The organism is Bowmanella denitrificans, from assembly GCF_002887595.1.
GTDB lineage: Bacteria > Pseudomonadota > Gammaproteobacteria > Enterobacterales > Alteromonadaceae > Bowmanella > Bowmanella denitrificans.
On record NZ_PEBU01000002.1, the window covers coordinates 135,238 to 158,306 of the forward strand.

Consider the following 23,069-nt stretch of genomic DNA (forward strand, 5'->3'; position numbering starts at 1 on the left):
GCGTATTAAAGGGGCAATGGTGTGGATGCTCAAGTGATGAAAAACAAGCGGCTTTAGGCCGCTTGTTTATTTCAGTGTTTAAGCTCTACAGCTTGTATTCCACTACTTTCTTACCCAGTTTTTCCAGTTCTGGTTTCAGTGTCTTGGCGTCACCTACCACCACGGTCAGCATTTCATCCAGCTTAAGGTGTTTGGCGGCCAGCGCGTTTATCTCTGCCTGACTGATGCTGCTGACGATACCAGCCCGCTCCTTAACAAAGCTGGGCTTAAGGTCGAATTCCAGAATCTGCGCTAAGAAACCCAGCTTGGCTGACGGCGTTTCGTACTTCAGAGCATCTTTCTGGTTAATCGCCAGGCGCATAAAGCTCAGCTCATCACTGCGAATACCGCCTTGGGCATACTGTCCAATCTCTTTATAGATCTCTTCCAGTGATGCTTTGGTGGCATCGGCCCTGACGTCGGCAGAGGCTGAGAAAGTGCCAGAGTATTTATCTCCCCAGAAACCGGTCCAGGCGCCGTAGGTGTAGCCCTTGTCTTCACGCAGATTCATATTGATTCTGCTGTTAAATGCCCCGCCCAGTGGGAAATTCATCAGGTTGGTACGATAAAACTCGCCAGTAATGTCCTGCACTAAACCCGGTTTAGCCACCCGAATGGCAGATTGGGCAGCTTCGTCCTTGTTTACCAGGTAGATAACACCAGGTTCAAACTGCGCTTTGCCGATACTAGGCGCAACGTCAGGGGCGCTGCCTTGCCAGGCGGTTAGTTTAGGCATGGCGGCAAACACTTTGGCTTTATCCAGACTGGATACCAGGATCATCTCGCCACCTTGTGGTTTAAACCAGGTGTGGTAGAAGGCCTTAACATCATCAAGGGTAACATTGGCAAGGGTTTGCTCGGTGCCACCGTCAGGCAGCCCGGCAACGCTATGTCCATACATCAGTGCACGGGTGGCTTTGCTGGCCAGATAGCCGGCATCTTTTTGTGCGTTTTTTACCCCTTCAATGCTCTGCTTCTGAATGCGAGCAAAGTCGTCCTGCGAGAATGCCGGTTCAAACAGGTATTCTTCCAGCAAGGTCAGGGTGGCGGGCAGGTTTTCACTCAGGCTGTTAACAAACACGTTCATGGTGTCATCTTTCGCTGAAACGCGAATGCTACTGCCGAGTTTTTCCAGCTCACGCGCCATCTGTTCGCTGCTGCGGCTCTTAGTGGACTCGGTGAGCATCGCGGCCAGAATACTGGTCACCCCGGCTTTATCCAGGTTTTGCTGATAATTGCCACCGCGAATCTTCAGCAGCAGGGACGTGGTCGGCGTTTCATCATTATGTGTGCCCAGTACTTCAATACCATTGGCCCAGTTTTCCTGCCAATACTGGGGAACATCCACCGCCGGATTGGCGCCAGGGGTTGGGCGTACGGAGCGGTCAAAGTTGTCCTTGGCGACACGCAAGTGTAAGTCGTCTGCCGTAGTGGTGGAGGGGCCCATTTCTACCGGTGCTGGCAAGCTGAAGTTATCAGCAGCAGCGACAAGCTGTGTTTGGCCTTTGGGTACCACACTCATCACCACAGAGGCTTTACCCTTGATGTATTTTTCATACACCCGCATCACATCTTCTTTGCTGACACGACGGTAACGCGCCACTTGCTCGTTAATATAGTTAGGGTTATCTAACAGGGTTTGATAGTTGGCCAGTTGTGCAACCTTGCCATGCACTGATTGCAAACCAAAAATGGCATCGGACAGCATTTCTGCTTTGATCTTGGCCAGATCATCGTCGGTGACGCCGCGTTGTTCAAACTCAGCCAGGCTGTTTCTGATCACCGCTTCCATATCTGCCAGAGTTTTGCCGGATGCAGGATGTGGCAGCGCATACAGGGCGAACTGACAGGCCAGCTCTGAACAGCCATGGCTGGCCGCCGCTTGCACGGCAAGCTGATTTTTCACCAGATTCTGATATAGCAGTGAATTGTTGCCAGAGCCGATAATTTGCATCAGCACATCAAGGGGGGCTTCATCTGCATGGAACAGATGCACGGTGGGGTAGGCAATATACACCAGTGGCAGGTGCACGTTATCTTCCATGGAAATGTAGCGGGTTTTGTCCAGGCTCACGGTAGGCTTGGCCATAGGCTGCACTTCCGGCCCTCTTGGGATGGAACCGAAATATTTCTCGACCAGGGCCAGCACTTCTTCAGCTTTTACGTCACCACCTATGGTCAGGGTGGCATTGTTCGGCCCATACCAGCGCAGGAAGAAGGCTTTCAGATCGTTGACATTGACCCGGTTTAAATCGTCCATCCAGCCAATCACCGGCCAGGAGTAGGGATGACCTTCTGGGTACAAAGCCTGCGCAACCCGTTCGCCCAAACGGCCATAAGGTTGGTTGTCAATGCGTTGTCCACGTTCGTTTTTGACGGTTTCACGCTGAATTTCAAACTTTTCCTGGGTCACTGCATTTAGCAAAAAGCCCATTCTGTCGGCTTCCAGCCACAACATGGTTTCAAGCTGGTTTACCGGCACGGTCTGGAAATAATTGGTCCGGTCGGAATTGGTGGTACCGTTCATGGTGCCACCGGCTTCGGTGACTATTTTAAAATGCTCGTCGTCACCCACATGTTCTGAGCCCTGGAACATCATATGCTCGAAGAAGTGAGCAAAACCGGATTTGCCCAGCTCTTCGCGAGCCGAACCCACATGGTAGGTCACATCCACGTGCACCAGCGGGTCGGAATGATCCTCATGTACTATCAGGGTCAGGCCATTAGCCAGTTGAAATTTCTTATAGGGGATAACCAGTTCGTTGCCAGCGGCACTGACCTGTTCTACCAACTGGCTGCCAACCGGCTGGCCGGTTGGGGTACTGCTACAGGCAGCAAGGCCTGCTATGGATAAGGCGATAACGAGTCTATTCAGTTTCACTTATTGTTTTCCTATTTTGTGATGCGGCTTCCGTTGCTGTCCGAAGCATGCTGCCGCCAGTGCAAATTCCAACTGTACCGGGTTGAATGTCGGCATGTGGCCAATGGAACTATGTAAAGTCTTGAAACCTTTTGCAATAACTTACTTGTTAACAAGCGTGACAAATGGTGGCTTTTTAAGCGTAAAGACAAATAAACAAAAGGCCCTGACCGGGCCTTTATAAGTTACATATTCGGGTAATTGGGACCACCAGTGCCTTCAGGAACCACCCAACGAATATTTTGGCTGGGATCTTTGATATCGCAGGTTTTACAATGCACGCAATTCTGTGCATTGATCTGCAGCCTGGGGCCATCACTTTCTTCGACAATTTCATAAACCCCGGCCGGGCAATAGCGCTGAGCGGGTTCATCGTAACGGGCCAGGTTTATATTTATCGGAATACTGGTGTCTTTCAGTTGCAAATGGCAGGGTTGATCTTCTTCGTGGTTGGTATTGGACAAAAACACCGAAGACAACTTATCGAAACTTAATATGCCATCGGGTTTGGCATAGCTGAGTTTTTGGCTCTTATCCTTGTCCTGCAGTTGTGCATAATCCTGAGTGTCGTCGCGCAGGGTCACTGGCAACTTACCGCCAAACCAATTCTGCTCAATAGTGTTAAACGCGCCGCCCCAGAAGGTGCCGAACTTGTGCATGGCCGGGCCAAAATTACGCGAACGATACAGTTCATCATATAGCCAGGAGGCCTTAATTTTGTCCTCAAAAGCAGTAAGGTCTGCACCAACGCTGCCGGTCTTAACTGCATCAAACAGGGTTTCTGCGGCCAGCATGCCGGACTTCATGGCTGTATGGTTGCCTTTGATTTTAGCAAAGTTCAGGGTGCCGGCTTCACAGCCTACCAGCAAGCCACCCGGGAAACTCATTTTGGGCAGGCTGTTCAACCCGCCTTTGGTAATGGCCCTGGCGCCATAGGCAACGCGTTTGCCTCCCTGCAAATATTGTTTATACACCGGGTGGTGTTTTAAACGCTGGAATTCGTCGAAGGGGCTTAAATAGGGATTGCTGTAATTCAGATCAACAATCAGGCCCACCAGCACTTGTCCGTTTTCGGCATGATATAAATAGCCGCCGCCGCTGGCCTCATCCAGCGGCCAGCCACCACTGTGCACAACCAGGCCCGGCTGGTGCTTATCCGCGGGCACATCCCAGATTTCCTTAAAGCCAATAGCGTAATGCTGTGGCGAGCGGTCTTTGTCCAACGCATATCTGGCGATCAGCTCTTTGCCTAAATGGCCGCGGCAACCTTCGGCGAATACCGTATATTTTGCCCGTAATTCCATGCCCGGCATGAAGCCGTCTTTTTCTTCGCCTTTGGCGTCCAGGCCCATGTCGCCGGTGACAACGCCTTTCACCACGTCGTCTTCAATAATCAAACTGGCGGCAGCAAAACCTGGGAATATCTCCACCCCCAGCGCTTCTGCCTGCTGAGCCAGCCAGCGACACAGGTTGCCCATGCTAACAATGTAGTTACCATCGTTATGCATGGTTTTGGGCGTCATAAAACTGGGCAATTTGCGTCCATCTGCTTCGTTCTGCAGTAAGTAGATATGATCTTCTGTTACTTTGGTGGACAGCGGAGCGCCGTTTTCCTGCCAGTCCGGGAAAAGCTCATTCAGTGCCCGTGGTTCAAATACGGCACCGGAAAGAATATGTGCACCTACTTCAGAGCCTTTTTCCACCACGCATATCATTAATTCCTGATTATGCTCGCGGCCAAGCTGGGCAAGACGGCAGGCGGTGGAAAGTCCGGCTGGTCCGGCCCCAACAATCACGACGTCAAATTCCATCGATTCTCTTTCCACTGCAGACTCCTCAATCTTTCTGGTTACTGGTCTATGCTTGCTTTGAGCACTTAGCTAAAGCTGTAAGCTATAGCTGTTCTAGGTTAATAAAGTATCAGCCCGGCATTAATATGTTGTAAATTTATCTGCCCGCGGCAAAGGGTAGTGTTGGTTGACGTTTACGTCAACAGGAAGTACATTTTTGCCCATGAATGGAATGCTCCTACTCGGGCTGCGTTGCCCTGTACCCTAAAAAAGGTGTCAATAATGAAGATATTAGTGCCAGTTAAGCGCGCCATCGACTACAACGTCAAGGTGCGGGTTAAATCTGATCAGTCAGGCGTGGATCTCGCCAACACCAAAATGGCCATTAACCCGTTCTGCGAAATCGCCGTGGAAGAGGCGGTGCGTTTGAAAGAACAAGGCGTGGCGCAGGAAGTGGTCGTGGTGTCCATCGGTGACAAGGCCTGTCAGGAACAGATTCGCACTGCTTTGGCGTTGGGGGCCGACCGTGGCATCCATATTGAAACCGATTTGGCGCTGGAATCATTGCAGATCGCCAAGCTTTTGCAAAAGGTGGTGGACGAAGAGCAGCCACAGCTGGTTATTCTGGGCAAGCAGAGTATTGATTCAGACAACAATCAGACCGGTCAGATGCTGGCGGCGTTGTGTGGTATGGGGCAGGGCACTTTTGCCTCTAAGGTGGAAATTGACGGCGACAAAGTCAAGGTGACCCGTGAAGTAGACGGTGGTTTGCAAACGGTTGCGCTGGCATTGCCAGCGGTGGTCACCACCGACCTGCGTCTTAACGAACCTCGCTATGCTTCGCTGCCTAATATTATGAAAGCCAAACGCAAGCCGCTGGATGTTAAAGCTGCTGCTGACTTTGGATTGAATTTAGCGTCCAAGGTGAAAGTGCTGAAAGTGCAGGCACCAGCCCAGCGTCAGGGTGGTGTAAAGGTGGCCGATGTGGCTGAATTGGTAGCAAAACTGAAAAACGAAGCAAAGGTGATCTGATGGCTATTCTGGTTTATGTAGAACACGATAATTCCCACCTGAAAGCCGAAAATCTTAAGTTGGTGGACGCGGCCAATAAACTGGGTAGCGAACTGCATTTGTTAGTGGCGGGACACCAATGTCAGGCCGTCGCTGAGCAAGCCGCCAGGCTCGCCGGGGTGACCAAGGTATTAGTGGCCGATGACGCGGCGTATGAACATCAACTGGCTGAAAATATTGGCATGCTTGTTAGTGAGCTGGGCAGGAACTACAGCCATATTCTGGCCGCCGCCACCACCACAGGTAAGAACTTTATGCCCCGCGTGGCAGCGCTACTAGATGTGTCACAGATTTCCGACATTATTAAAGTGGAAGGCACGGATACCTTTGTCCGCCCCATTTATGCTGGCAACGCCATTGCCACAGTGCAAAGTGAAGACACCATCAAAGTGATAACAGTGCGCACCAGTGCCTTTGATGCGGTGCAGGAAAGCGGTAGTGCCGCTGTCGAAGCCATTAGCCTGGTTAAAGAAAATAGTCTGAGTCAGTTTGTCAGCGCAGAACTGACAGAGTCAGAGCGTCCTGAGCTAACCGCAGCACGGGTGGTGATTTCCGGTGGTCGCGGTATGCAAAACGGCGATAATTTTAAGTTGCTGGAAGGTATAGCCGACAAACTGGGTGCGGCAATTGGCGCATCCCGTGCAGCGGTGGATGCCGGCTTTGTACCGAATGATATGCAGGTCGGGCAAACCGGTAAAATTGTTGCCCCAGAGCTGTATATTGCGGTGGGCATTTCCGGTGCTATTCAACACCTGGCAGGCATGAAGGACTCCAAGGTGATTGTGGCGATCAATAAAGATGAGGAGGCGCCCATCTTCCAGATTGCCGATTACGGCCTGGTAGGGGATTTGTTTCAGGTCCTGCCGGAACTGGAAGCCAGCCTCTGAGCAATTAAATAAGCCGCGAATGCGGCTTATTTTTTACGTTATCAAGATTCGGACGGTGTCGCTGGTGGATCAGGTGGTAGGGCTTTCAGCCAGTGGCGTTTGGCCATCTTATCGCTGATGTCGTGCAGACGTTGTGCATTGGCTTTAGATAGCGACTGGCTGGATAATTCATTGTGCAACACTTCACTGGATGCACGCTTGTGCTCTCTGGTGCCAGCTTCCACCATGCATTGCAGCAGGTTAATGCTAAAAGCGGCTTCTTCGGGAAACAGTAAGTATGCCTGGTAGAAGTCGTCAATGGCATCAGCAAATAGTTGTTTTTGATAGAATTCCAGACCTTGTTTATTGAACGCCAGAGCGCGTTCTTTTTTATCCCCCAGCGTTTCCTGATTTTTAACCAGCATCAGACTGCCAAGGGTTTTCTCATTTTCATCCGGCAGCTTGCCCAATTTGCGCTCCAGTTCATCCAGAAGCTCTGAGGCTTTAGCCAAATCCCCGACACCATGCCAGGCATGCACGGCATCGGACAGGGTGGGAATATCCATGTCGCCGGCTTCCAGCATGCCTTGTAACGCCAGCAGTTCCTGGGCCTTGCTTAAGTCGCCTTCCAGCACATTGGCCAGTGCCGTCATATAGTTGCGTTTAATATCTATGTCCTGACCGTGAATATTGCGACTGGCGCTGCCGATCAGAAAGCGCGCCACCTGCAGGTGTTTGGCTCGCTCAGGCGCCGGTTTACCCTCTGCCTGGGTGAGGTAGCAGCGGGCCAGATCCAGGGACAGTTCGTTAAATCGTTCACGAATATTGCGATTGGACTCACGCTTTTTCTCCAACAGTGCAATGGCATCGTCCATGCGATCCTGCACCTGGAACAGATAGGCCTTGAGCCGGGCGGCCGACAAAGACAGTTCCCCGTCTTTTATACGCTCCATATATTGCTGGGCTTTGGGGTAATCTTGTTTTTCAATGTTAATCCGGCTTAACCATTCACAGGCTTTGTCATTGGTCAGATGCGTATCCAACAGGGCTTCCAGCATGGTTTCACTCTTTTCCGTGTCACCTGCCAGGTAGGTACTTTGGATCAGGCCCCATTTGGCCCAGATGATTTTGTCTGAGGCCTGCAATATCTGGGTGTAAATTTCTCCTGCTTCTGTGTGGCGGCCCAGTTTAGTCAGCAATCTGGCTCTGAGCTTAATCATATTGGTTTTCGCCCGGGGCATTTGGTTGCCCTGCAACAGCTCATCCAGCGTGTTGAGGGCCGCATCAAATTCGTCATTGTCCATCAGCTTTGATACCGGCGACAAATAGCGGTTAAAGGCAATACAGGCGGTCAGGGTTTTTTCCAGATTGCGAATGGTATAAGGCTTTAATACCAAAGCGTCGGGGTGCACATCGACAATCTGACCGATAATCATCGGCATGCGATCTGAGGTGACAAAGACCAGGCTGGTTGAGGGTTTAATCAGCCCCTCTTTTTGCAGTTCGTTGACCACTTCCACCCCGTTTTTATGCAAGCCCAGATGAAAGTCCATCAGGATCAGGTCGAAGTGCCGCTGCTTTAGCACAGGTTTAAGTTCACGTCCGTGGCTGTAACAACCAATATCGGCATAACCCATTTCCATCAGGTGATTACGTAGGTTAAGGCGGGCAACGCCGTTGTCCTCAACAATGGCGATATTGATAAGTGGATTGGCCAAACGGGCTCCAAAAAAGTCGATGCACTGCAATCAGCATAGCAAAGGCATCGTTTAAATCGATAGAAAATCCATGTATATCAAATAGTAGGCAATAAAAGACAGGAATTGTCAGGCTTTGCTGGCGGCACATGACAATCTGGCTAACCTTGTACAGAGAAGTTGTCATGGCGGAGGATAAATTTTTACAAGTTTACGTTAACGTCAAGGTAAAAACTCTGCTAAGGTAGCTCACACTTCATTAACAAGCTGTTCCAGTGGTGAACAGCCCGCAACAGATGGATGTCATATGAAACAGATACCCTTGCTAATCAATGGTGAGTTTGTTGCTTCCCAGTCGTCACAGCTTATCGATGTGACCAATCCGGCCAACAACAGTGTTATTGCCCAGGTACCTTGTGCCACCGAGCAGGAAGTGCAGCAAGCCATCGCCTCTGCCAAGGAGGCATTTACAACCTGGCGCAACGTCGCGGTACCCGAGCGGGCCCGTCTGATGATGCGTTATCAGGCACTACTGAAACAGCACCATGATGAGATTGCCGAAATCCTCAGCCAGGAAACGGGTAAAACCTTTGATGATGCTAAGGGCGATGTCTGGCGCGGTATTGAAGTGGTGGAACAGGCCATGAATATTCCCGCCCTGCTGATGGGCGAAACCGTGGAAAATGTGGCCCGTGGTATCGACACCTATAGCTATATTCAACCCCTTGGTGTGTGCGCCGGTATTACCCCTTTTAATTTCCCGGCCATGATCCCTCTATGGATGTTCCCGCTGGCCATCGCTGCAGGTAATACCTTTGTGTTAAAACCGTCTGAACAGGACCCAATGACGCCGACCCGACTGGCAGAGCTGTTTATTGAAGCCGGTGCGCCCAAAGGGCTATTAAACATTGTGCATGGCGGTGCCAGGGAAGTGGATCAATTGCTGACCCACCCGGACATTAAAGCCGTGTCTTTTGTCGGTTCTGTGCCTGTTGGTCAGCATATTTATAAAACAGCCACAGACCATATGAAACGGGCTCAGTGTTTCGCAGGTGCCAAGAATCATTCGGTAATTATGCCGGATGCCAATAAAGCCCAGGTGCTGAACAATTTGGTAGGCGCTTCTGTAGGCGCGGCCGGACAACGCTGTATGGCTATTTCTGTGGCAGTATTTGTGGGTAAAGCCAAAGAGTGGATCCCAGAGCTGGCCGAGATGATTGGTAAGGTTAAACCTGGCCTGTGGAATGACAAAGAAGCCGGTTACGGGCCGCTAATCAGCCCCAGAGCCAAACAACGTGTGCTGTCGCTGATTGAACAGGGCAAAGCCGAGGGCGCGACCTGTCTGGTGGACGGCAGCGACTTTAGCCTGGCCGGTCATGAAGAAGGTAACTGGGTGGGACCGACGGTATTTACCAATGTCACAGAAGAGATGACCATTTACAAAGAAGAAATCTTTGGTCCTGTGCTGTGCTGTATGGAAGCCGACGAGCTGGAAGATGCCATTGCGCTGGTGAACCGCAATCCCTTTGGTAATGGCACCAGCATTTTCACGGCCTCAGGTGCGGCGGCGCGTAAATATCAGCATGAAATTGAAGTAGGGCAGGTAGGTATCAATGTGCCAATTCCTGTGCCACTGCCATTTTTCTCTTTTACCGGCTGGAAAAACTCCTTCTATGGCGACTTGCATGCCTACGGTAAACAGGCGGTGCGTTTCTATACCGAAACCAAAACCGTCACCAGTCGCTGGTTTGAGGACGACATTCCCCATGGTCCGAATATGACCATCAGTTTGCGTTGATAACCTAAACCACTTTGGCACTGTGTGCAGCGCGTCGTTAATCCAATGGATTAGCGACGCGGTCGTTTGATGTGTCTCAGTGCTTGTTTAACTAAATTTCGTTGGACGGACAGCGTCCATCATCAAACATGAACATCAGAGGTCACCAAGGTGAATTTTAATCTTACCGATGATCAATCCGCATTTGCTGAAACCGCCCGTCAGTTTGCCGAGCAGGAGCTGGCGCCTAACGCCGCGACCTGGGACAAAGAGCACTTTTTCCCTAAAGCGGTGATCCAAAAGGCCGGAGAGCTGGGTTTTTGTGGTTTATACACCCCAGAGGACGCCGGTGGTCTTGGGTTAAGTCGACTGGATTCTTCCATCATTTTTGAACAGCTAGCCATGGGCTGCACCGCCACAACGGCGATGATGACTATTCACAATATGGCCGGTTGGATGATTGCTAAGTGGGGCACCGAAACGATTAAGTCCCAGTGGTGTGAACAGCTGGTGACGGGCCAGAAACTGGCGTCTTATTGTCTGACCGAGCCGGGCTCGGGCTCGGATGCGGCATCACTGCGTACCAGTGCCAAACAAGACGGCGATCATTATGTGGTGAACGGCTCGAAGATGTTTATCTCAGGCGCCGGTGAAACAGACGTACTGGTGGTAATGGTGCGTACCGGCGAACAAGGACCTAAGGGCATATCGGCGCTGGTGATCCCGGCAGATGCCGAAGGCATTATCTATGGCAAGGCCGAAGAAAAAATGGGCTGGAATGCGCAGCCAACCCGGTTGGTGACTTTTGAAAATGTCAAAGTGCCGCTGGACAATCTGTTGGGCGCTGAGGGCGAAGGCTTTAAATTTGCCATGCAAGGCCTGGATGGCGGCCGCATTAATATCGCCACCTGTTCTATTGGTACCGCTCAGCAGGCCCTGAATACGGCCCGTGATTATATGCTTGAGCGCCAGCAGTTCGGTAAACCGCTGGCGGCTTTTCAGGCCCTGCAGTTTAAGCTGGCCGATATGAACACCGAACTGGTGGCAGCCAGGCAAATGGTGCGTCTGGCGGCATTTAAGCTGGACAATAACGACCCGGAAAAAACCGCTTACTGCGCCATGGCGAAACGTTTTGCCACCGATGTAGGCTTTAAAGTGTGTGACGACGCCCTGCAGATTCACGGCGGCTATGGCTATATTCGTGAATATCCATTGGAGCGGCATGTTCGCGATGTTCGGGTGCATCAGATTTTAGAAGGCACCAATGAGATTATGCGCTTGATTGTCGCCAGGCGGTTACTGGCGGAAGGTGCCACAGAGATCCTGTAGGAGATGACTATGCAAGAGCAAAATGCCTTGGTGCTGGCCAGTGAACTGACTACCGCCAACGGAAAGAAAATCGGTCATGTCACTCTGAATAAGCCCAAGGCCCTGAACGCCCTGAATCTGTCGATGATTCGTTTGTTAATGCCACAAATGCTGGCCTGGCAGCAGGACGATGAGGTGGTGGCGGTGATCCTCGATGGTAGCGGTGATAAGGCCTTTTGTGCTGGTGGTGACGTGGTGGCCATGCATAACGCCATGGCTGAGAAGCCTGGTAAAGTCCCCGAGCTGTTAAAAGCGTTTTTCGCCGAGGAATATCGTCTGGATTATCTGCTGCATACCTTCAACAAGCCGCTGTTGGTGTGGGGTAACGGCATTGTGATGGGGGGCGGCCTGGGGCTGATGAGCGGTGCCAGCCACCGTATTGTGACGGAAAGTTCGCGTATCGCCATGCCGGAAATCAGTATTGGCCTGTATCCCGATGTGGGCGGCAGTTGGTTCTTAAATCGTATGCCGCAGGGCTGTGGCCTGTTTCTGGGACTGACAGGAGCCAGCATTAATGCAACCGATGCCCTTTACGTAAAGCTGGCCGACCATTTTATCAGCCATGAACTTAAAGACGATTTTGTTGCACAAATGCTGGCCCTGAAATGGGGCGGCACCCAGACTCTTAATCACGAGAAACTCACCAGCTTGTGTGCCCAGTTTCAGCGTGATAGCCAGAGCAAGTTGCCTAAAGGCAATATCAAAGAGCACCAAAATCTTATTGCGGACGTGACAAGTCACGCCAGTTTGCCGCAAGTGGTTAGCGCAATTCAGGCCCTGGAGCCGATGCAGGATAACTGGCTGGCCCGCGCCGTACAGACGCTTAATGGCGGCTCTGCCATCAGCGCCCATCTGGTCTGGCAGCAGCTTGCTCGTGGCCGTAAGTTGAGTCTGGAAGATTGCTTTCGAATGGAGCTGAATATGTCCTGTCGCTGCGGCGAATTGGGTGAGTTTCAGGAAGGGGTCCGGGCCCTTTTGATTGATAAGGACAATCAGCCAAAATGGCGTTATGAAAGTGTGAGTGATGTGCCACAGGCTCTGATTGAACATTTTTTCTCGCCGCTGTGGAGCGCCACAGAACATCCGCTTGTTGAACTGGGTAAGGAATAAGGAGCGACTATGCGTATTGCATTTATCGGACTGGGAAATATGGGTGGCCCAATGGCCGCCAATCTGATTAAGGCTGGCTTTGGTGTGCGGGTGTTTGACCTGATGCCGGAGCATGTTAAAGCCCTGACCGAAAAAGGTGCCGAAGCGGCAGGCTCAGCAGTGGAAGCGGCCAGTGGCGCCGATGTTGTGGTGTCCATGTTACCGGCAGGTAAGCATGTGCGTCATCTGTATCTTGGCGAGGATGGCCTGGTTGAACATCTGAAGTTCGGTGCACTGGTTATTGATTCGTCCACCATTGATGCACAAAGTGCCAGGGCAGTGGCCACCGGATTGGCAGACAAAGGGATTGAATTTGTCGATGCGCCGGTGTCCGGTGGGGTGGCCGGTGCACAAGCCGGCACGCTGACCTTTATTGTGGGGGGCAGCCCGGCCCAATTTGCCAAGGCCAAACCCGTGCTTGAAGCCATGGGTAAAAATATCTTTCATGCCGGTGAACATGGCGCCGGGCAGATTGCCAAAATTTGCAACAACATGCTGTTGTCGGTATTGATGGTGGGAACCAGTGAGGCCCTTAAGCTGGGGCTCGACAATGGCCTGGATGCCAGTGTGCTATCGGATATCATGCTGCAAAGTTCGGGCTGTAACTGGACGCTGCAAAAATACAATCCCTGTCCCGGTGTGATGGACAATGTGCCAAGCAGCAATGGCTACCAGGGTGGCTTTATGGTGGATTTAATGCGTAAGGATCTTGGCCTGGCCATGGATACTGCCCTGCAAAGCCATTCCACTACGCCCATGGGCGCGCTGGCGCAAAGCCTGTATGCCATGCACAGTTTGCATGGCAACGGCACAAAAGATTTTTCCAGTATTTTTGCCATGTTTGGCCAACAAGATAAGTGAGTGAATGTATGCAGTTGCAAGATCAAGTTATTGCCATCACCGGTGCTGCACAAGGACTGGGTCTGGCTATGGCAGAGTTTCTGGCGGCCAGGGGCGCTAAAATCGCATTATTGGATATGCAGGCCGATGCGGTCAATCAGGCCGTGGACAAATTGACTCAGGCGGGCTTTAACGCCAAAGGCTTTGTGCTCAATGTGACCGATGAACAGCAGGTAGAGCAGACCTTCGCCGACATTGCTGCGCAGTTTGGCCGTCTGAATGGTCTGATAAACAGCGCCGGTATTATGCGTGATGGCATGTTGCTGAAGGTAAAAGACGGGCAGCTGGTGGACAAAATGTCATTGAGTCAGTTTCAGTCGGTGCTTGACGTTAATCTGACCGGCACCTTCTTATGTGGTCGTGAAGCCGCAGCACAGATGATTAACACCAACAGCCAGGGTGTGATTATTAATATTTCCTCAGTATCCCGAGCTGGCAATGCTGGTCAGAGTAACTATTCGGCGTCTAAAGCCGGGGTAGCGGCCATGACGGTAACCTGGGCAAAAGAGCTGGCACGATTTGGTATTCGTACCGGCTGTATTGCCCCTGGCTTGGTGGAAACTGCCATGGCGGCACAAATGCGCCCGGAAATGCGTGAACGTTTTCTTAGCACCGTGCCGTTGCGCCGTTTGGCCGATCCGCAGGAAGTGGCCCATGCCGCAGGCTTTATCTTTGAAAATGACTACTTTACCGGACGGGTGCTGGAGCTGGATGGTGGCACTCGGGTGTAAATTGGTTTAGTCGAACACGATAGAAAATGGCTAAATAACTGACGCTAATTATGCGTCCACTTCTGCCAGTCCATGGTTGTTACCGGGAAATGGGCTGGCAGCCATCACAAATTGTCTCACATGCTCTAGTAAGTCGCTCAATCCATCGGCATTGGTGATTCAACGTTGTCATGCAATGCATTCCATAGTCTCTCGACTTGGTTGTCCCAGGACTGTATACAGGCTAGAGCAGCAGTTTGAACGCCGGATCTGTCTAAATAAAGCCTGGTTTTTTCGGTTCTTATGAGTGCTATTTCACTTTTATTTGTCTTCAAATGAAATGTATAAGCACCAAGCGAGTAATACGTAAATAGACATATTTTTAAAGTCAAACTGCCAGCCTAAAATATATGTTGTGACGCAATAATATGTTAGTTCGCATAGTGCTAAGTATGTAAAAAAAGTCTTGTAGTTGAATTTCATTTTTTAAACTGAAGCTCCAATATAAAACTCTAGAATTATGAAGGCATTTTATTGCAGGTGTTTCCGCAGCGACGCTAAGCATCAATAGAGTCAATGGAACTGGTGTTGGTGAGGTATTGTCTGAACCTTCAGGTCTTATGCAGGCAACACCACTGGATGTTTGTTTATATCCTGCATAAGTCAGATTCAGTATTAGAGATAAACTATTGAATCCATACTTAGATTTATTCACTTGACGAGTATCAATCCCTGACAACACTAGTGTTTTACTTTACTTATGTTGCAGAATTATTAATAAGTCGCCCAAGTTTTGTCGGATTATAAGTTGGGCAAGTTGGTCGTTGTGCAAAAGATATGTATGGGCATAAGAGACCAAGTTTGTTAACCAATCTGGGTGAGCTGCAAGAAAGCGCAATGAAAACGCTAATTCTGTTATCCTCTTTCCCCTCGCGCAGTTATTGAGTCGTTCTATGCATAAGGCACTGTTTCTGGACCGGGACGGGGTGATTAATCTCGATCATGGTTATGTGTATAAGCCACAAGACTTTCAGTTTGTTGAAGGGATATTCGCGCTATGCCGGCGCTTTCACCAGGCGGGTTACCTGCTGGTGGTGGTGACCAATCAGTCTGGTATCGGCCGGGGCTATTATAGTGAAGCAGATTTTGCCCAGCTAACGGAATGGATGAAGCAGCGCTTTATTGAACAGCAGGCCCCGCTGGCTGGTGTGTATTACTGCCCCCATCACAGTGAAAGTGCTCAGGGCCAATACAAACTGGCTTGCGACTGCCGCAAACCCGAGCCCGGTATGTTGCTCCAGGCCGCCAAAGACTTGAATATTGATCTTAGCCAATCGGTGATGGTGGGGGATAAAGTCTCAGACATGCAGGCGGCCGAGCGGGCCGGGGTCAAAAAGCGATATTTCTTTGCACACACGGTTACTGAAGGAGCACCCCAAGGCAGTGTAGTAATTCACAAGCTGACTAACATTCCCTAGCAAAACCTAGGCTTGAACCCTAAACAGCTTCTAAACAAAACCGACAAATTGTCGGCTTTATTTTGTTGCGGGTTATCGATGTTCAGCAAAGCGGCTCAGATGTTTAATCGCCTGGCTGAGCCGGCTCATATTCAAACTGTTGGGACTTTGTTCACCGCTTTGCAAATCATAGATTTTGTAGTTGCCCTGCGGATCGACTTCTACCCGCTGGTTGTCATCCAGCAGCACCAGTTTGCCGTTATTGTTACTGATCAGCCAGTTGCGCTGCACATTGGTCAGGGATTGGCCGGTACTGTAATTCAGGCTTGGCGCATTACAACCCAACAGTCCCATCAAGGTGGGTAATAAATCTTCATGACTGGATACTGTGCCGTTTAACGCCATGCTGCTAAACAAGCCAACTTGTTGATTGGGGCGCATTTGCGTTAGCAGCAGTTGACTGTGCTGGTGCAAATCGCCGCTCATTAAGGTGTTCAGTTGCTCAGCATTGACAAAGCCTATTGCCAGCTTGGGACCAGGCTGACTAACCTGATTGAAAAACTCTGGCCAGTCTCTACTCAGACTTTGCACTCCCGAGGGCAAACGTTGTGTTGAATAAATCAGGGTAGGTAAACCCAGTTTATGGGTTAAATCCAGCGGAACCGGCCGCTGGCCCTGCAAGGCGGACTGATACAGGGACGGCAGACCATAGAGTACCGAGAATCTGGCCGCGGATTGTTCGGCGGCCACATCAAAATGTTGTGGGTGATGCTTAAGGGCCAGGGCTGAACCCAAATGCCCCAGTTGCACGGGCTCAGTTGCCACCAACAGTACTAGGCTGGCCTGGTCACGAATACCACAGTATACAGGCGCAGCCGGATAGGTAACGGCATTAAACTGGCTGTCCAGTTGCAGTTCTTTGCGACGTTGGTAACTTTGAATATCCAGCAATCCATACTTGGACATCAGGGTTTTGGCGGTGGCCGGATACGACAAGGGGAACATGTCGTCCTGCTTAATAATGGGCTGATACAAGTTGGCATCGGCCCAGATATGGCTGCCGTGACTGCTGACAAAACACAACACAAAAAAGCTCAAAATAGGTAAGCCAATGCGCTTCTTCTGAAAGCGTTCAATGCGCTTCCACAAGGCATTTGCCATCATTAACTGAAAAGACAGCCACACAACAAACAACAAGCCCAGATAGCTCCACTGCTGCCAACTAAAGTTCATCATGGCATTGCGGGTTTCCGAGCGAATCACATCGGCTGAGCCCAGGCTCAGATGCAGGCCATGTTTGTTGTAAAGCAATGCATCAAAGGCAAGTAATGCCAGCCCCACCGCGGCAAACACGGAACTGATGCCCTTAACGGCCCTGACATTGGGCAGCAGGTAGCACAAGGGCAAGACAAACAGGATAAACCCCATAAAGGTCAGAAATGCGATATGGCTGAACCAGTTACTCAGCAGGTAAACCACGCCTAAGCCGGTTTCCGGCATGGGCGAGTTGAATACGTAAATTGACGCAATCACAATGGCTATCAAGATATTGCTAAGCGCAAACCAATGGCCCCAACTGACCAGTTTGGTCACGCGTTGCCTTCTGGGGGTATCACCAAGTATCATATGTGCTGCTTTATTCCTTGTGCGCGGCTTGATTCGTGTCGATGCTTTTGAGCAGAATCTGGCTGAATTGTTCAGCCATGGCCTGGCGATTTTGTGGCGCAACCTGGTGATTGAATACATTCGTCACCAGATTGCCTAATGCCATTAACGAAAGATCGCGACCGGCCTGGTGTTTTTCCAGTACGGCAATCAAATCCTGGGTGAGTTGGTCGAATTGTGCATCTGAATATTTGGACTTTTGCGGCATGCTGTCATTCTTTGAAATTGTCTGTGCCCAAGTTTACCAATCCGTTGCCGCTATCGCTACGACAACTGCTTAATTTATAACTATTTGCTAAAGGCTGTTTGTATTCATGAGTGCTGTTATTCAAGATTTTATTGTCCATCAACTAAGAATCAATGCTGAGCAGGAGCTGGTCTTGGTGCCTAAGGCAGCCTGTTTTTCCATCAGTGCGCAAATAGAAGAGCTGGCCCAGCAACTGCACCACAGCTATAACGCCAAACCTGGTAAAGGGGTAGGCGCATTGAGTGATGAAGAGCATCCGGATTTTGCCCAGTTGCTCGCCCAGCTACAGGGCGAGCAGCTGGATTTTCACGCATTCAGTGTGAGCATTGCCGAGTTACTGAAAAAGACGCTGCTGGACTTTGCCACCCCAGAAAGCGGTTTTGTGATTTTCAGCCGCTATCAGTTTCTTGCCACCGATTATCTGCTGGTGGCACTGGTGAACACTAAAGAGCACGTAGAAATCAATCATGAATTGGAACTGGCCTATAGCGATCACCTTGACCTGGCTCGTATGCAACTGGCTGCCAGGGTGGATCTGACCGAAATGCGGGTCAATGCTGACAAGCAGCGTTACGTAAGTTTTATTAAAGGTCGGGCCGGGCGTAAAGTCTCAGATTTCTTTCTGAGTTTTCTCGGCTGCCAGGAATTAGTGGATATCAAGCAACAGAACAAACAGCTCGTGGCGTCAGTGGATGAATACCTGGCGTCCGAGCAGTTAGCCCCGCAAGAGAAGCAGCAAAGCCGTCAGGCGGTGGCAGAGTATTACAAAGAGAAACTGGATTTGGGGGAAGATATCAATATCCAGGAGCTGTCCGGCCGCTTGCCCGGTGATGAAGGCGGTACTTTCTATGATTTTGTTAAAACCGAGATCAGTGAGAGTCCATTGGAAGAGGTCTTTCAGGCTGATCGCGGCGCACTTAAAGGTCTTAGTAAGTTTAGCGGCGCAGGCGGCGGCGTCACTATTAGTTTTGATCGCGGCTTATATGGGGAACGGGTTCGCTACGATATCAATACCGATACCCTGGTGATCAAGGGCATTCCCCCCAATCTTAAGGATCAGTTGTTAAAGCAGGCTAAGGAATAAGGTCTGGCGACAGACGCAAGCCTGTGCTTTTACATTGGCCCATTTCGGGCCTTATAATACTTACTGATTTTTTAAAGTGTCCTTCCTGATGCAACTATTCGTAAATGACCTGACTGTAATGGATTTTTCTTACCTGTGCCCACGACGTGGCATGGTAGGAGAAAGCTGGATTGTTGATGTAATTCTGGACGGTGGTCTGAATGAAGAAAGCATGGTGCTGGACTTTTCCAAAGTCAAAAAGCAGTTGAAGCGACTGATTGATGAACATGTGGATCACAAGCTATTGGTACCCGCTGAGCATGAATTTGCCAGGGTCAAACACGACCCGCTGACCGACCAGGTTAACCTGGACTTTTTGCGCCCGGATGGTCGTTCTATCCATTTGCATTGTCCACCTGAGGCCTATGCCTTTATCTACTCCGAAGAAGTGACTATGGCGTCGGTCAGTCAGTATCTGAAGGAAATCATTGCCACGGAGTTACCGGATAATGTTCAGGGCCTGACGCTGATGCTGCGTGAAGAGGTGATTGACGGCCCCTACTATCACTACACCCATGGTCTGAAAAAACACGATGGCAATTGCCAGCGTATTGCCCATGGCCATCGCTCCAGGGTCAAGGTGGTCAAAAACACCCAGCAGGATATCCAATCAGAGCGTTATTGGGCAAAGCGCTGGCAGGATATATATATCGGCACCCGTGAGGATTTGGTATCTCAAAGCCAGTTGCATCTGTCAGAACATGCTGGTGAACTGGACTTTTCTGAGCATCATCTGTTTGCTTATGAGTCCTCGCAGGGCTTATTTGAGCTGATTATTCCAAAATCAGAATCCGATCTGGTAGATACTGATTCCACAGTTGAGTGTCTGGCTCAGTTTATGGCCGATGAGCATAAACGCATGGAGCCTGATGCCGAGTTTCAGGTATTTGCCTTTGAAGGCGTGGGCAAGGGAGCTATCGCCTATGCCTAGGATGCTGTCTGCTCTGCTGTTGATATCCGGTCTGGCGCAGGCTGTTGAGCTAGAAGGGCAAATGGTACAAGGCACGTTGTTGCGTGGCCAGGTGGCGCCCGGTACCCAGGTGCGTTTAAATGACAAGCCGATTAAGGTCTCTGCGCAAGGCCATTTTGTTTTAGGTTTTGGTCGTGATGCGGCACTTGAACATCAGCTCAGTCTCATCGATAGCCAGGGTAGCAGGCAGCAGACCATTAGCCTTAACGCCAGAGAATACGATATTCAGCGTATTGAAGGGGTGGCGCAAAAATACGTCTCACCACCCCAAGAGGTTACTGAACGTATCGCCAGAGACAATCGCCAGATTGGCGAAGCCCGTGCGATAAACAGCGACCGGCTGGATTTCCTGCAGGACTTCATCTGGCCTGCCGAAGGCAGAGTTTCCGGTGTATACGGCAGCCAGCGGGTGTTTAACGGGGTCCCTAAACGGCCACATTTCGGTCTGGATGTCGCTGGCCCCATAGGCACAGCGGTGGTGGCCCCCGCCGATGCTGTGGTGACCTTATTTGTACCCGATATGTATTATTCCGGTGGCACATTGATTCTGGATCATGGTTTTGGCGTGTCCTCCACCTTTATTCATTTATCCAAAAGTCTGGTTAAGGCTGGGGATGAGGTTAAACAAGGCCAGAAGATTGCCGAAATAGGTAACACCGGCCGGGTGACAGGGCCGCATCTGGACTGGCGTATCAATTGGTTTGGCGAGCGCATTGATCCTCAATTGTTAGTGCCTGAACGTCACTAACTTTCATTGCTTGTTTGCGTCGTGATCCTGCAGAAAATACCAATGACTAAGAAAGTATTTTCTGTACTCTTCCAACCACACCGGATTCAAGCCGGACTTTAATGCCATGGGGATGATTGGGCGAATTGGTCAGTATTGCCTGCACCGCACCCTCGGTCAGTTTGCCGCTACGCTGATCTTGCTTTTGCACGACCGCGACCTGCAGCCCCTTACGGATATTACTTCTGATGTGCCCGCTCACAGACGGCTCCCTGGTTAGTTGGTTTCTCGGCCACCGTGACTGGCAGCCAGGTCATCCAGCTCGCTGCTGGTTGCATCAAAGCCCTGCTCCTGGTAGCGGTAACTGACCCTGACACTGCTGGGGCCACGATGAAATTTAGCCTCAACATCGGCCACTGACCAGTGTTTAAGGGCATTCAGGAAGCGATAGGCATCCTGTTCGGTATCAAATTGATAAGCTAACTGTACTTGCATTGCATCTGTTCATGGTTAACGGCTGTCGCTGGCCAAACACCAGCGACAGGTTTAACACCAAAAGGCTTACTTTTGGTGCGGTGATTATCAGCCAATAATGTTTTGCCACAGCATACTGCGCTGGGCATCTGTTTCCGTCAGCTTTACCACATATTTGGGGGCTGGCGCTGGCACGACCTGCAAGTTTAACAGTTGTTGGTTCCGAAACAGATGAATTTCGACCTGTTGGCCAGCCGGTTGATTTTGCAAAATATTCGCCAGGTTAGTGTTGTCCAGCTTCTGCTTGTCCAGTGCGATAAGGATATCCTTGGGGCATAGGCCCGCTTGTTCCGCAGGTGAATCCTGCATCACCGTCTGAATTTCCACGCCCAGTGCATGAGAGCGGTATTGAAAACCCAGCCAGGGATTATGCGAGTTTTCTTCTGCCTTCAATAGATCGCTAAGCTGTGGTGCCTGCAATGTCAGTTCAATGCCAACTTGGTTTAGCAATGTGGCTAAGGGGATGCGCTCGGCGTTATGCAACAATGCCTTAAAGGCCAGTTCCTGATCCTGGCCGCTGAATTGGCTTAACAAACGAATAAAATCGGCTTCGCTGGTGCCCTGGCCACTTTGACCGAATTGTTGCCAGAGCGCTCGCATCAGATCGTCCAGACTGTGTTTGCCATGGCTCCCTAACCGGATGCTGAGGTCCATCCAAAGGGCGACCAGGCTGCCTTTAGTGTAATAACTGACAATATTGTTCGGCGCGTCTTCACCTTGCTGGTAGAAACGGGTCCAGCTGTCAAAACTGGAGTCAGCCACCGACTGTTTTAATTCGCCCTGACCGCGCAATACCCTGGTATAGGTTTTAGCCAGCAGTGCCAGGTAGTCCTGAAAGCTGATCAGGTTGCAGCGGTACAGGCTGAAATCATCGTAATAGGAGGTAATCCCCTCAAAGGCCCATAACTGGCTGGTATGGTTTTCCCGGCCAAGGTCCGGATTATGCAGCTCCTGCGGCTTAATGCGACAGACATTCCAGGCGTGGAAATATTCATGGGATGCCAGAGACAGGAAGGTTTTATAGCCGTCTGACATGTGCTCGGGGCGGTTTGGATTGGGAAAGTCAAAGTTTGAGCACAATAACGCGGTGGAATTTTTATGTTCCAGTCCGCCAAAACCGTCAGGCAGGATATTAGTCAAAAACCAATACTCGTTGAAGGGAGCTTGCCGGGATTGGGGTTCAAACAAGCGGATATGGTGTTCGCAGAGCTTGGCTAAATCTGCACAGAGCCGGTGCTTATCCGCATAATGTTTGCCGGTCAGGATCAAATGATGGGGAATACCCAATACATCAAACTCGAATGCGTCGAAGCAGCCGATTTCCACCGGGCAGTCGATAAGCTCTGCATAATCTGTCGCCAGGTAATGGCCAAAAGCATATTTCTCTGTATTCTGCTGGCGGGTAAGGCCGGTTGCCACGCGCCACTGATGTTTTTCTGGCGGGGCCAACAGTTCCAACTGATGAGGCAAATGGGCCATGCTTTCAATTTTCAGAAACACACTGGTGCCATTAAAAAAGGCCCGCTCATCATCCAGGTAAGCGGTGCGCACCGAGCTGTCAAAAGCGTAAACCTCATAGCACAAGGTACAAGCCTGACCATGAGTGGTTAGCAACCAGTTTTGCTTATCTATTTTGACCAGTGGCAGAGGCGTCTGCTTGGCGGTGCATTTCGCCTCTATTTTGACGATATGCCTGGCAAAATCACGAATCATGTAAGAGCCAGGGATCCAGGCCGGTAAACTGAGTTGAAGCTGCTCAGGCTGGTGAGCCGGGATACGCAGCTCAATAGTGAACAGGTGGCGCTTGCGTTGGGTCAGATCAACCCGGTAATCAATATGCATGTTTAAACCCTGAATCGATTCTTTTGTGACAATGTTGTTGCCGATGAAGCGTTGTGTTTGCTTCAACATGCGGCTACATTGTGCATACACCAGCGAATTATTCGACTTCGCCGGTATTATGCTTGCTAAATCATAAAGATAATAATGATAACTGGATTGCCCGAACGGTTGAACACATGGCGATTTTAAATGAAAAAGTAGGGCTCTCGAATTCCGA

The 23,069-nt window shown here is 50.5% G+C and carries 19 protein-coding genes; 11 read left to right on the top strand and 8 right to left on the bottom strand.

Annotated elements, in window-relative coordinates:
• Nucleotides 1–85 precede the first annotated feature (85 nt).
• On the bottom strand, nt 86–2,920 hold the full coding sequence (locus CSR04_RS04150; protein WP_102794998.1) for a M16 family metallopeptidase: 2,835 nt from the start codon (nt 2,918–2,920) through the stop codon (nt 86–88).
• Between the two features lie 224 nt (nt 2,921–3,144).
• Nucleotides 3,145–4,770 (bottom strand): electron transfer flavoprotein-ubiquinone oxidoreductase, encoded by a 1,626-nt coding sequence (locus CSR04_RS04155; RefSeq protein WP_216362515.1) that lies wholly within the window; start codon nt 4,768–4,770, stop codon nt 3,145–3,147.
• A gap of 261 nt (nt 4,771–5,031) precedes the next feature.
• Between CSR04_RS04155 and CSR04_RS04160 the strand changes: the two genes are divergently transcribed.
• A complete protein-coding gene (locus CSR04_RS04160) occupies nt 5,032–5,781 on the top strand; it encodes an electron transfer flavoprotein subunit beta/FixA family protein (RefSeq protein WP_102795000.1) in 750 nt (249 codons plus the stop codon).
• A complete protein-coding gene (locus tag CSR04_RS04165) occupies nt 5,781–6,707 on the top strand; it encodes an electron transfer flavoprotein subunit alpha/FixB family protein (protein WP_102795001.1) in 927 nt (308 codons plus the stop codon). The genes CSR04_RS04160 and CSR04_RS04165 overlap by 1 nt, the downstream gene beginning before the upstream one ends.
• A 41-nt stretch (nt 6,708–6,748) precedes the next feature.
• Here the strand turns inward: CSR04_RS04165 and CSR04_RS04170 are convergent, their stop codons facing one another.
• Complete coding sequence (locus CSR04_RS04170) at nt 6,749–8,404, bottom strand: response regulator (RefSeq protein WP_102795002.1); 1,656 nt, start codon at nt 8,402–8,404, stop codon at nt 6,749–6,751.
• A gap of 286 nt (nt 8,405–8,690) precedes the next feature.
• Between CSR04_RS04170 and CSR04_RS04175 the strand changes: the two genes are divergently transcribed.
• The 6 genes from CSR04_RS04175 (at nt 8,691) to gmhB (ending at nt 15,765) form a co-directional block, all read left to right on the top strand.
• Nucleotides 8,691–10,181: a CoA-acylating methylmalonate-semialdehyde dehydrogenase gene (locus CSR04_RS04175; RefSeq protein ID WP_102795003.1), complete on the top strand. Its 1,491-nt coding sequence runs from the start codon at nt 8,691–8,693 to the stop codon at nt 10,179–10,181.
• 150 nt (nt 10,182–10,331) lie between these two features.
• Nucleotides 10,332–11,489 carry an acyl-CoA dehydrogenase family protein gene (locus CSR04_RS04180; RefSeq protein WP_102795004.1) on the top strand — a complete coding sequence of 386 codons (1,158 nt, stop codon included), beginning with the start codon at nt 10,332–10,334 and terminating at the stop codon, nt 11,487–11,489.
• Nucleotides 11,490–11,498: 9 nt separating this feature from the next.
• Complete coding sequence (locus CSR04_RS04185; RefSeq protein WP_102795005.1) at nt 11,499–12,638, top strand: enoyl-CoA hydratase/isomerase family protein; 1,140 nt, start codon at nt 11,499–11,501, stop codon at nt 12,636–12,638.
• A gap of 9 nt (nt 12,639–12,647) precedes the next feature.
• Entirely contained in the window at nt 12,648–13,538 is an 891-nt protein-coding gene (mmsB, locus tag CSR04_RS04190; protein WP_102795006.1) for a 3-hydroxyisobutyrate dehydrogenase, read from the top strand.
• Nucleotides 13,539–13,546: 8 nt separating this feature from the next.
• Nucleotides 13,547–14,308, top strand: coding sequence for an SDR family oxidoreductase (locus tag CSR04_RS04195; RefSeq protein WP_102795007.1), 762 nt, complete (start codon nt 13,547–13,549; stop codon nt 14,306–14,308).
• A 932-nt stretch (nt 14,309–15,240) separates the two neighbouring features.
• On the top strand, nt 15,241–15,765 hold the full coding sequence (gene gmhB / locus CSR04_RS04200) for a D-glycero-beta-D-manno-heptose 1,7-bisphosphate 7-phosphatase (RefSeq protein ID WP_102795008.1): 525 nt from the start codon (nt 15,241–15,243) through the stop codon (nt 15,763–15,765).
• Between the two features lie 72 nt (nt 15,766–15,837).
• On the opposite strand, the gene CSR04_RS04205 is transcribed toward gmhB, so the two are convergent.
• Both CSR04_RS04205 and CSR04_RS04210 read right to left on the bottom strand, forming a co-directional pair.
• On the bottom strand, nt 15,838–17,370 hold the full coding sequence (locus CSR04_RS04205) for a DUF3413 domain-containing protein (RefSeq protein WP_102795009.1): 1,533 nt from the start codon (nt 17,368–17,370) through the stop codon (nt 15,838–15,840).
• A 10-nt stretch (nt 17,371–17,380) separates the two neighbouring features.
• Nucleotides 17,381–17,617 (bottom strand): YejL family protein, encoded by a 237-nt coding sequence (locus tag CSR04_RS04210; protein ID WP_102795010.1) that lies wholly within the window; start codon nt 17,615–17,617, stop codon nt 17,381–17,383.
• A 106-nt stretch (nt 17,618–17,723) separates the two neighbouring features.
• Between CSR04_RS04210 and yejK the strand changes: the two genes are divergently transcribed.
• The 3 genes from yejK (at nt 17,724) to CSR04_RS04225 (ending at nt 20,497) form a co-directional block, all read left to right on the top strand.
• The gene (gene yejK, locus CSR04_RS04215; protein ID WP_102795011.1) at nt 17,724–18,740 is read left to right on the top strand and encodes a nucleoid-associated protein YejK; all 1,017 of its coding nucleotides are present in this window, start codon (nt 17,724–17,726) and stop codon (nt 18,738–18,740) included.
• A gap of 88 nt (nt 18,741–18,828) precedes the next feature.
• The gene (locus CSR04_RS04220; RefSeq protein WP_102795012.1) at nt 18,829–19,710 is read left to right on the top strand and encodes a 6-carboxytetrahydropterin synthase; all 882 of its coding nucleotides are present in this window, start codon (nt 18,829–18,831) and stop codon (nt 19,708–19,710) included.
• Complete coding sequence (locus CSR04_RS04225; protein ID WP_102795013.1) at nt 19,703–20,497, top strand: M23 family metallopeptidase; 795 nt, start codon at nt 19,703–19,705, stop codon at nt 20,495–20,497. The genes CSR04_RS04220 and CSR04_RS04225 overlap by 8 nt, the downstream gene beginning before the upstream one ends.
• 46 nt (nt 20,498–20,543) lie before the next feature.
• Here CSR04_RS04225 and CSR04_RS04230 read toward each other — a convergent pair whose 3' ends face one another.
• The 3 genes from CSR04_RS04230 to CSR04_RS04240 all read right to left on the bottom strand — a co-directional run bounded on the left by CSR04_RS04230 (nt 20,544) and on the right by CSR04_RS04240 (nt 22,921).
• Complete coding sequence (locus CSR04_RS04230; RefSeq protein WP_102795014.1) at nt 20,544–20,738, bottom strand: YwbE family protein; 195 nt, start codon at nt 20,736–20,738, stop codon at nt 20,544–20,546.
• A 14-nt stretch (nt 20,739–20,752) separates the two neighbouring features.
• A complete protein-coding gene (locus CSR04_RS04235; RefSeq protein WP_102795015.1) occupies nt 20,753–20,971 on the bottom strand; it encodes a hypothetical protein in 219 nt (72 codons plus the stop codon).
• Nucleotides 20,972–21,058: 87 nt separating this feature from the next.
• Nucleotides 21,059–22,921: a M61 family metallopeptidase gene (locus CSR04_RS04240; RefSeq protein WP_245921352.1), complete on the bottom strand. Its 1,863-nt coding sequence runs from the start codon at nt 22,919–22,921 to the stop codon at nt 21,059–21,061.
• Nucleotides 22,922–23,069 lie beyond the last annotated feature (148 nt).

Bases quoted from the DNA above. Each gene is read 5' to 3' on its own strand.
- CSR04_RS04185 (WP_102795005.1), top strand. From the start codon at position 11,499: ATGCAAGAGCAAAATGCCTTGGTGCTGGCCAGTGAACTGACTACCGCC.
- CSR04_RS04175 (WP_102795003.1), top strand. From the start codon at position 8,691: ATGAAACAGATACCCTTGCTAATCAATGGTGAGTTTGTTGCTTCCCAG.
- gmhB (WP_102795008.1), top strand. From the start codon at position 15,241: ATGCATAAGGCACTGTTTCTGGACCGGGACGGGGTGATTAATCTCGAT.
- CSR04_RS04165 (WP_102795001.1), top strand. From the start codon at position 5,781: ATGGCTATTCTGGTTTATGTAGAACACGATAATTCCCACCTGAAAGCC.
- CSR04_RS04225 (WP_102795013.1), top strand. From the start codon at position 19,703: ATGCCTAGGATGCTGTCTGCTCTGCTGTTGATATCCGGTCTGGCGCAG.
- CSR04_RS04160 (WP_102795000.1), top strand. From the start codon at position 5,032: ATGAAGATATTAGTGCCAGTTAAGCGCGCCATCGACTACAACGTCAAG.
- CSR04_RS04210 (WP_102795010.1), bottom strand. From the start codon at position 17,617: ATGCCGCAAAAGTCCAAATATTCAGATGCACAATTCGACCAACTCACC.
- CSR04_RS04195 (WP_102795007.1), top strand. From the start codon at position 13,547: ATGCAGTTGCAAGATCAAGTTATTGCCATCACCGGTGCTGCACAAGGA.
- CSR04_RS04235 (WP_102795015.1), bottom strand. From the start codon at position 20,971: ATGCAAGTACAGTTAGCTTATCAATTTGATACCGAACAGGATGCCTAT.
- CSR04_RS04205 (WP_102795009.1), bottom strand. From the start codon at position 17,370: ATGATACTTGGTGATACCCCCAGAAGGCAACGCGTGACCAAACTGGTC.
- mmsB (WP_102795006.1), top strand. From the start codon at position 12,648: ATGCGTATTGCATTTATCGGACTGGGAAATATGGGTGGCCCAATGGCC.
- CSR04_RS04220 (WP_102795012.1), top strand. From the start codon at position 18,829: ATGCAACTATTCGTAAATGACCTGACTGTAATGGATTTTTCTTACCTG.
- CSR04_RS04240 (WP_245921352.1), bottom strand. From the start codon at position 22,921: ATGTTGAAGCAAACACAACGCTTCATCGGCAACAACATTGTCACAAAA.
- yejK (WP_102795011.1), top strand. From the start codon at position 17,724: ATGAGTGCTGTTATTCAAGATTTTATTGTCCATCAACTAAGAATCAAT.
- CSR04_RS04155 (WP_216362515.1), bottom strand. From the start codon at position 4,770: ATGGAATTTGACGTCGTGATTGTTGGGGCCGGACCAGCCGGACTTTCC.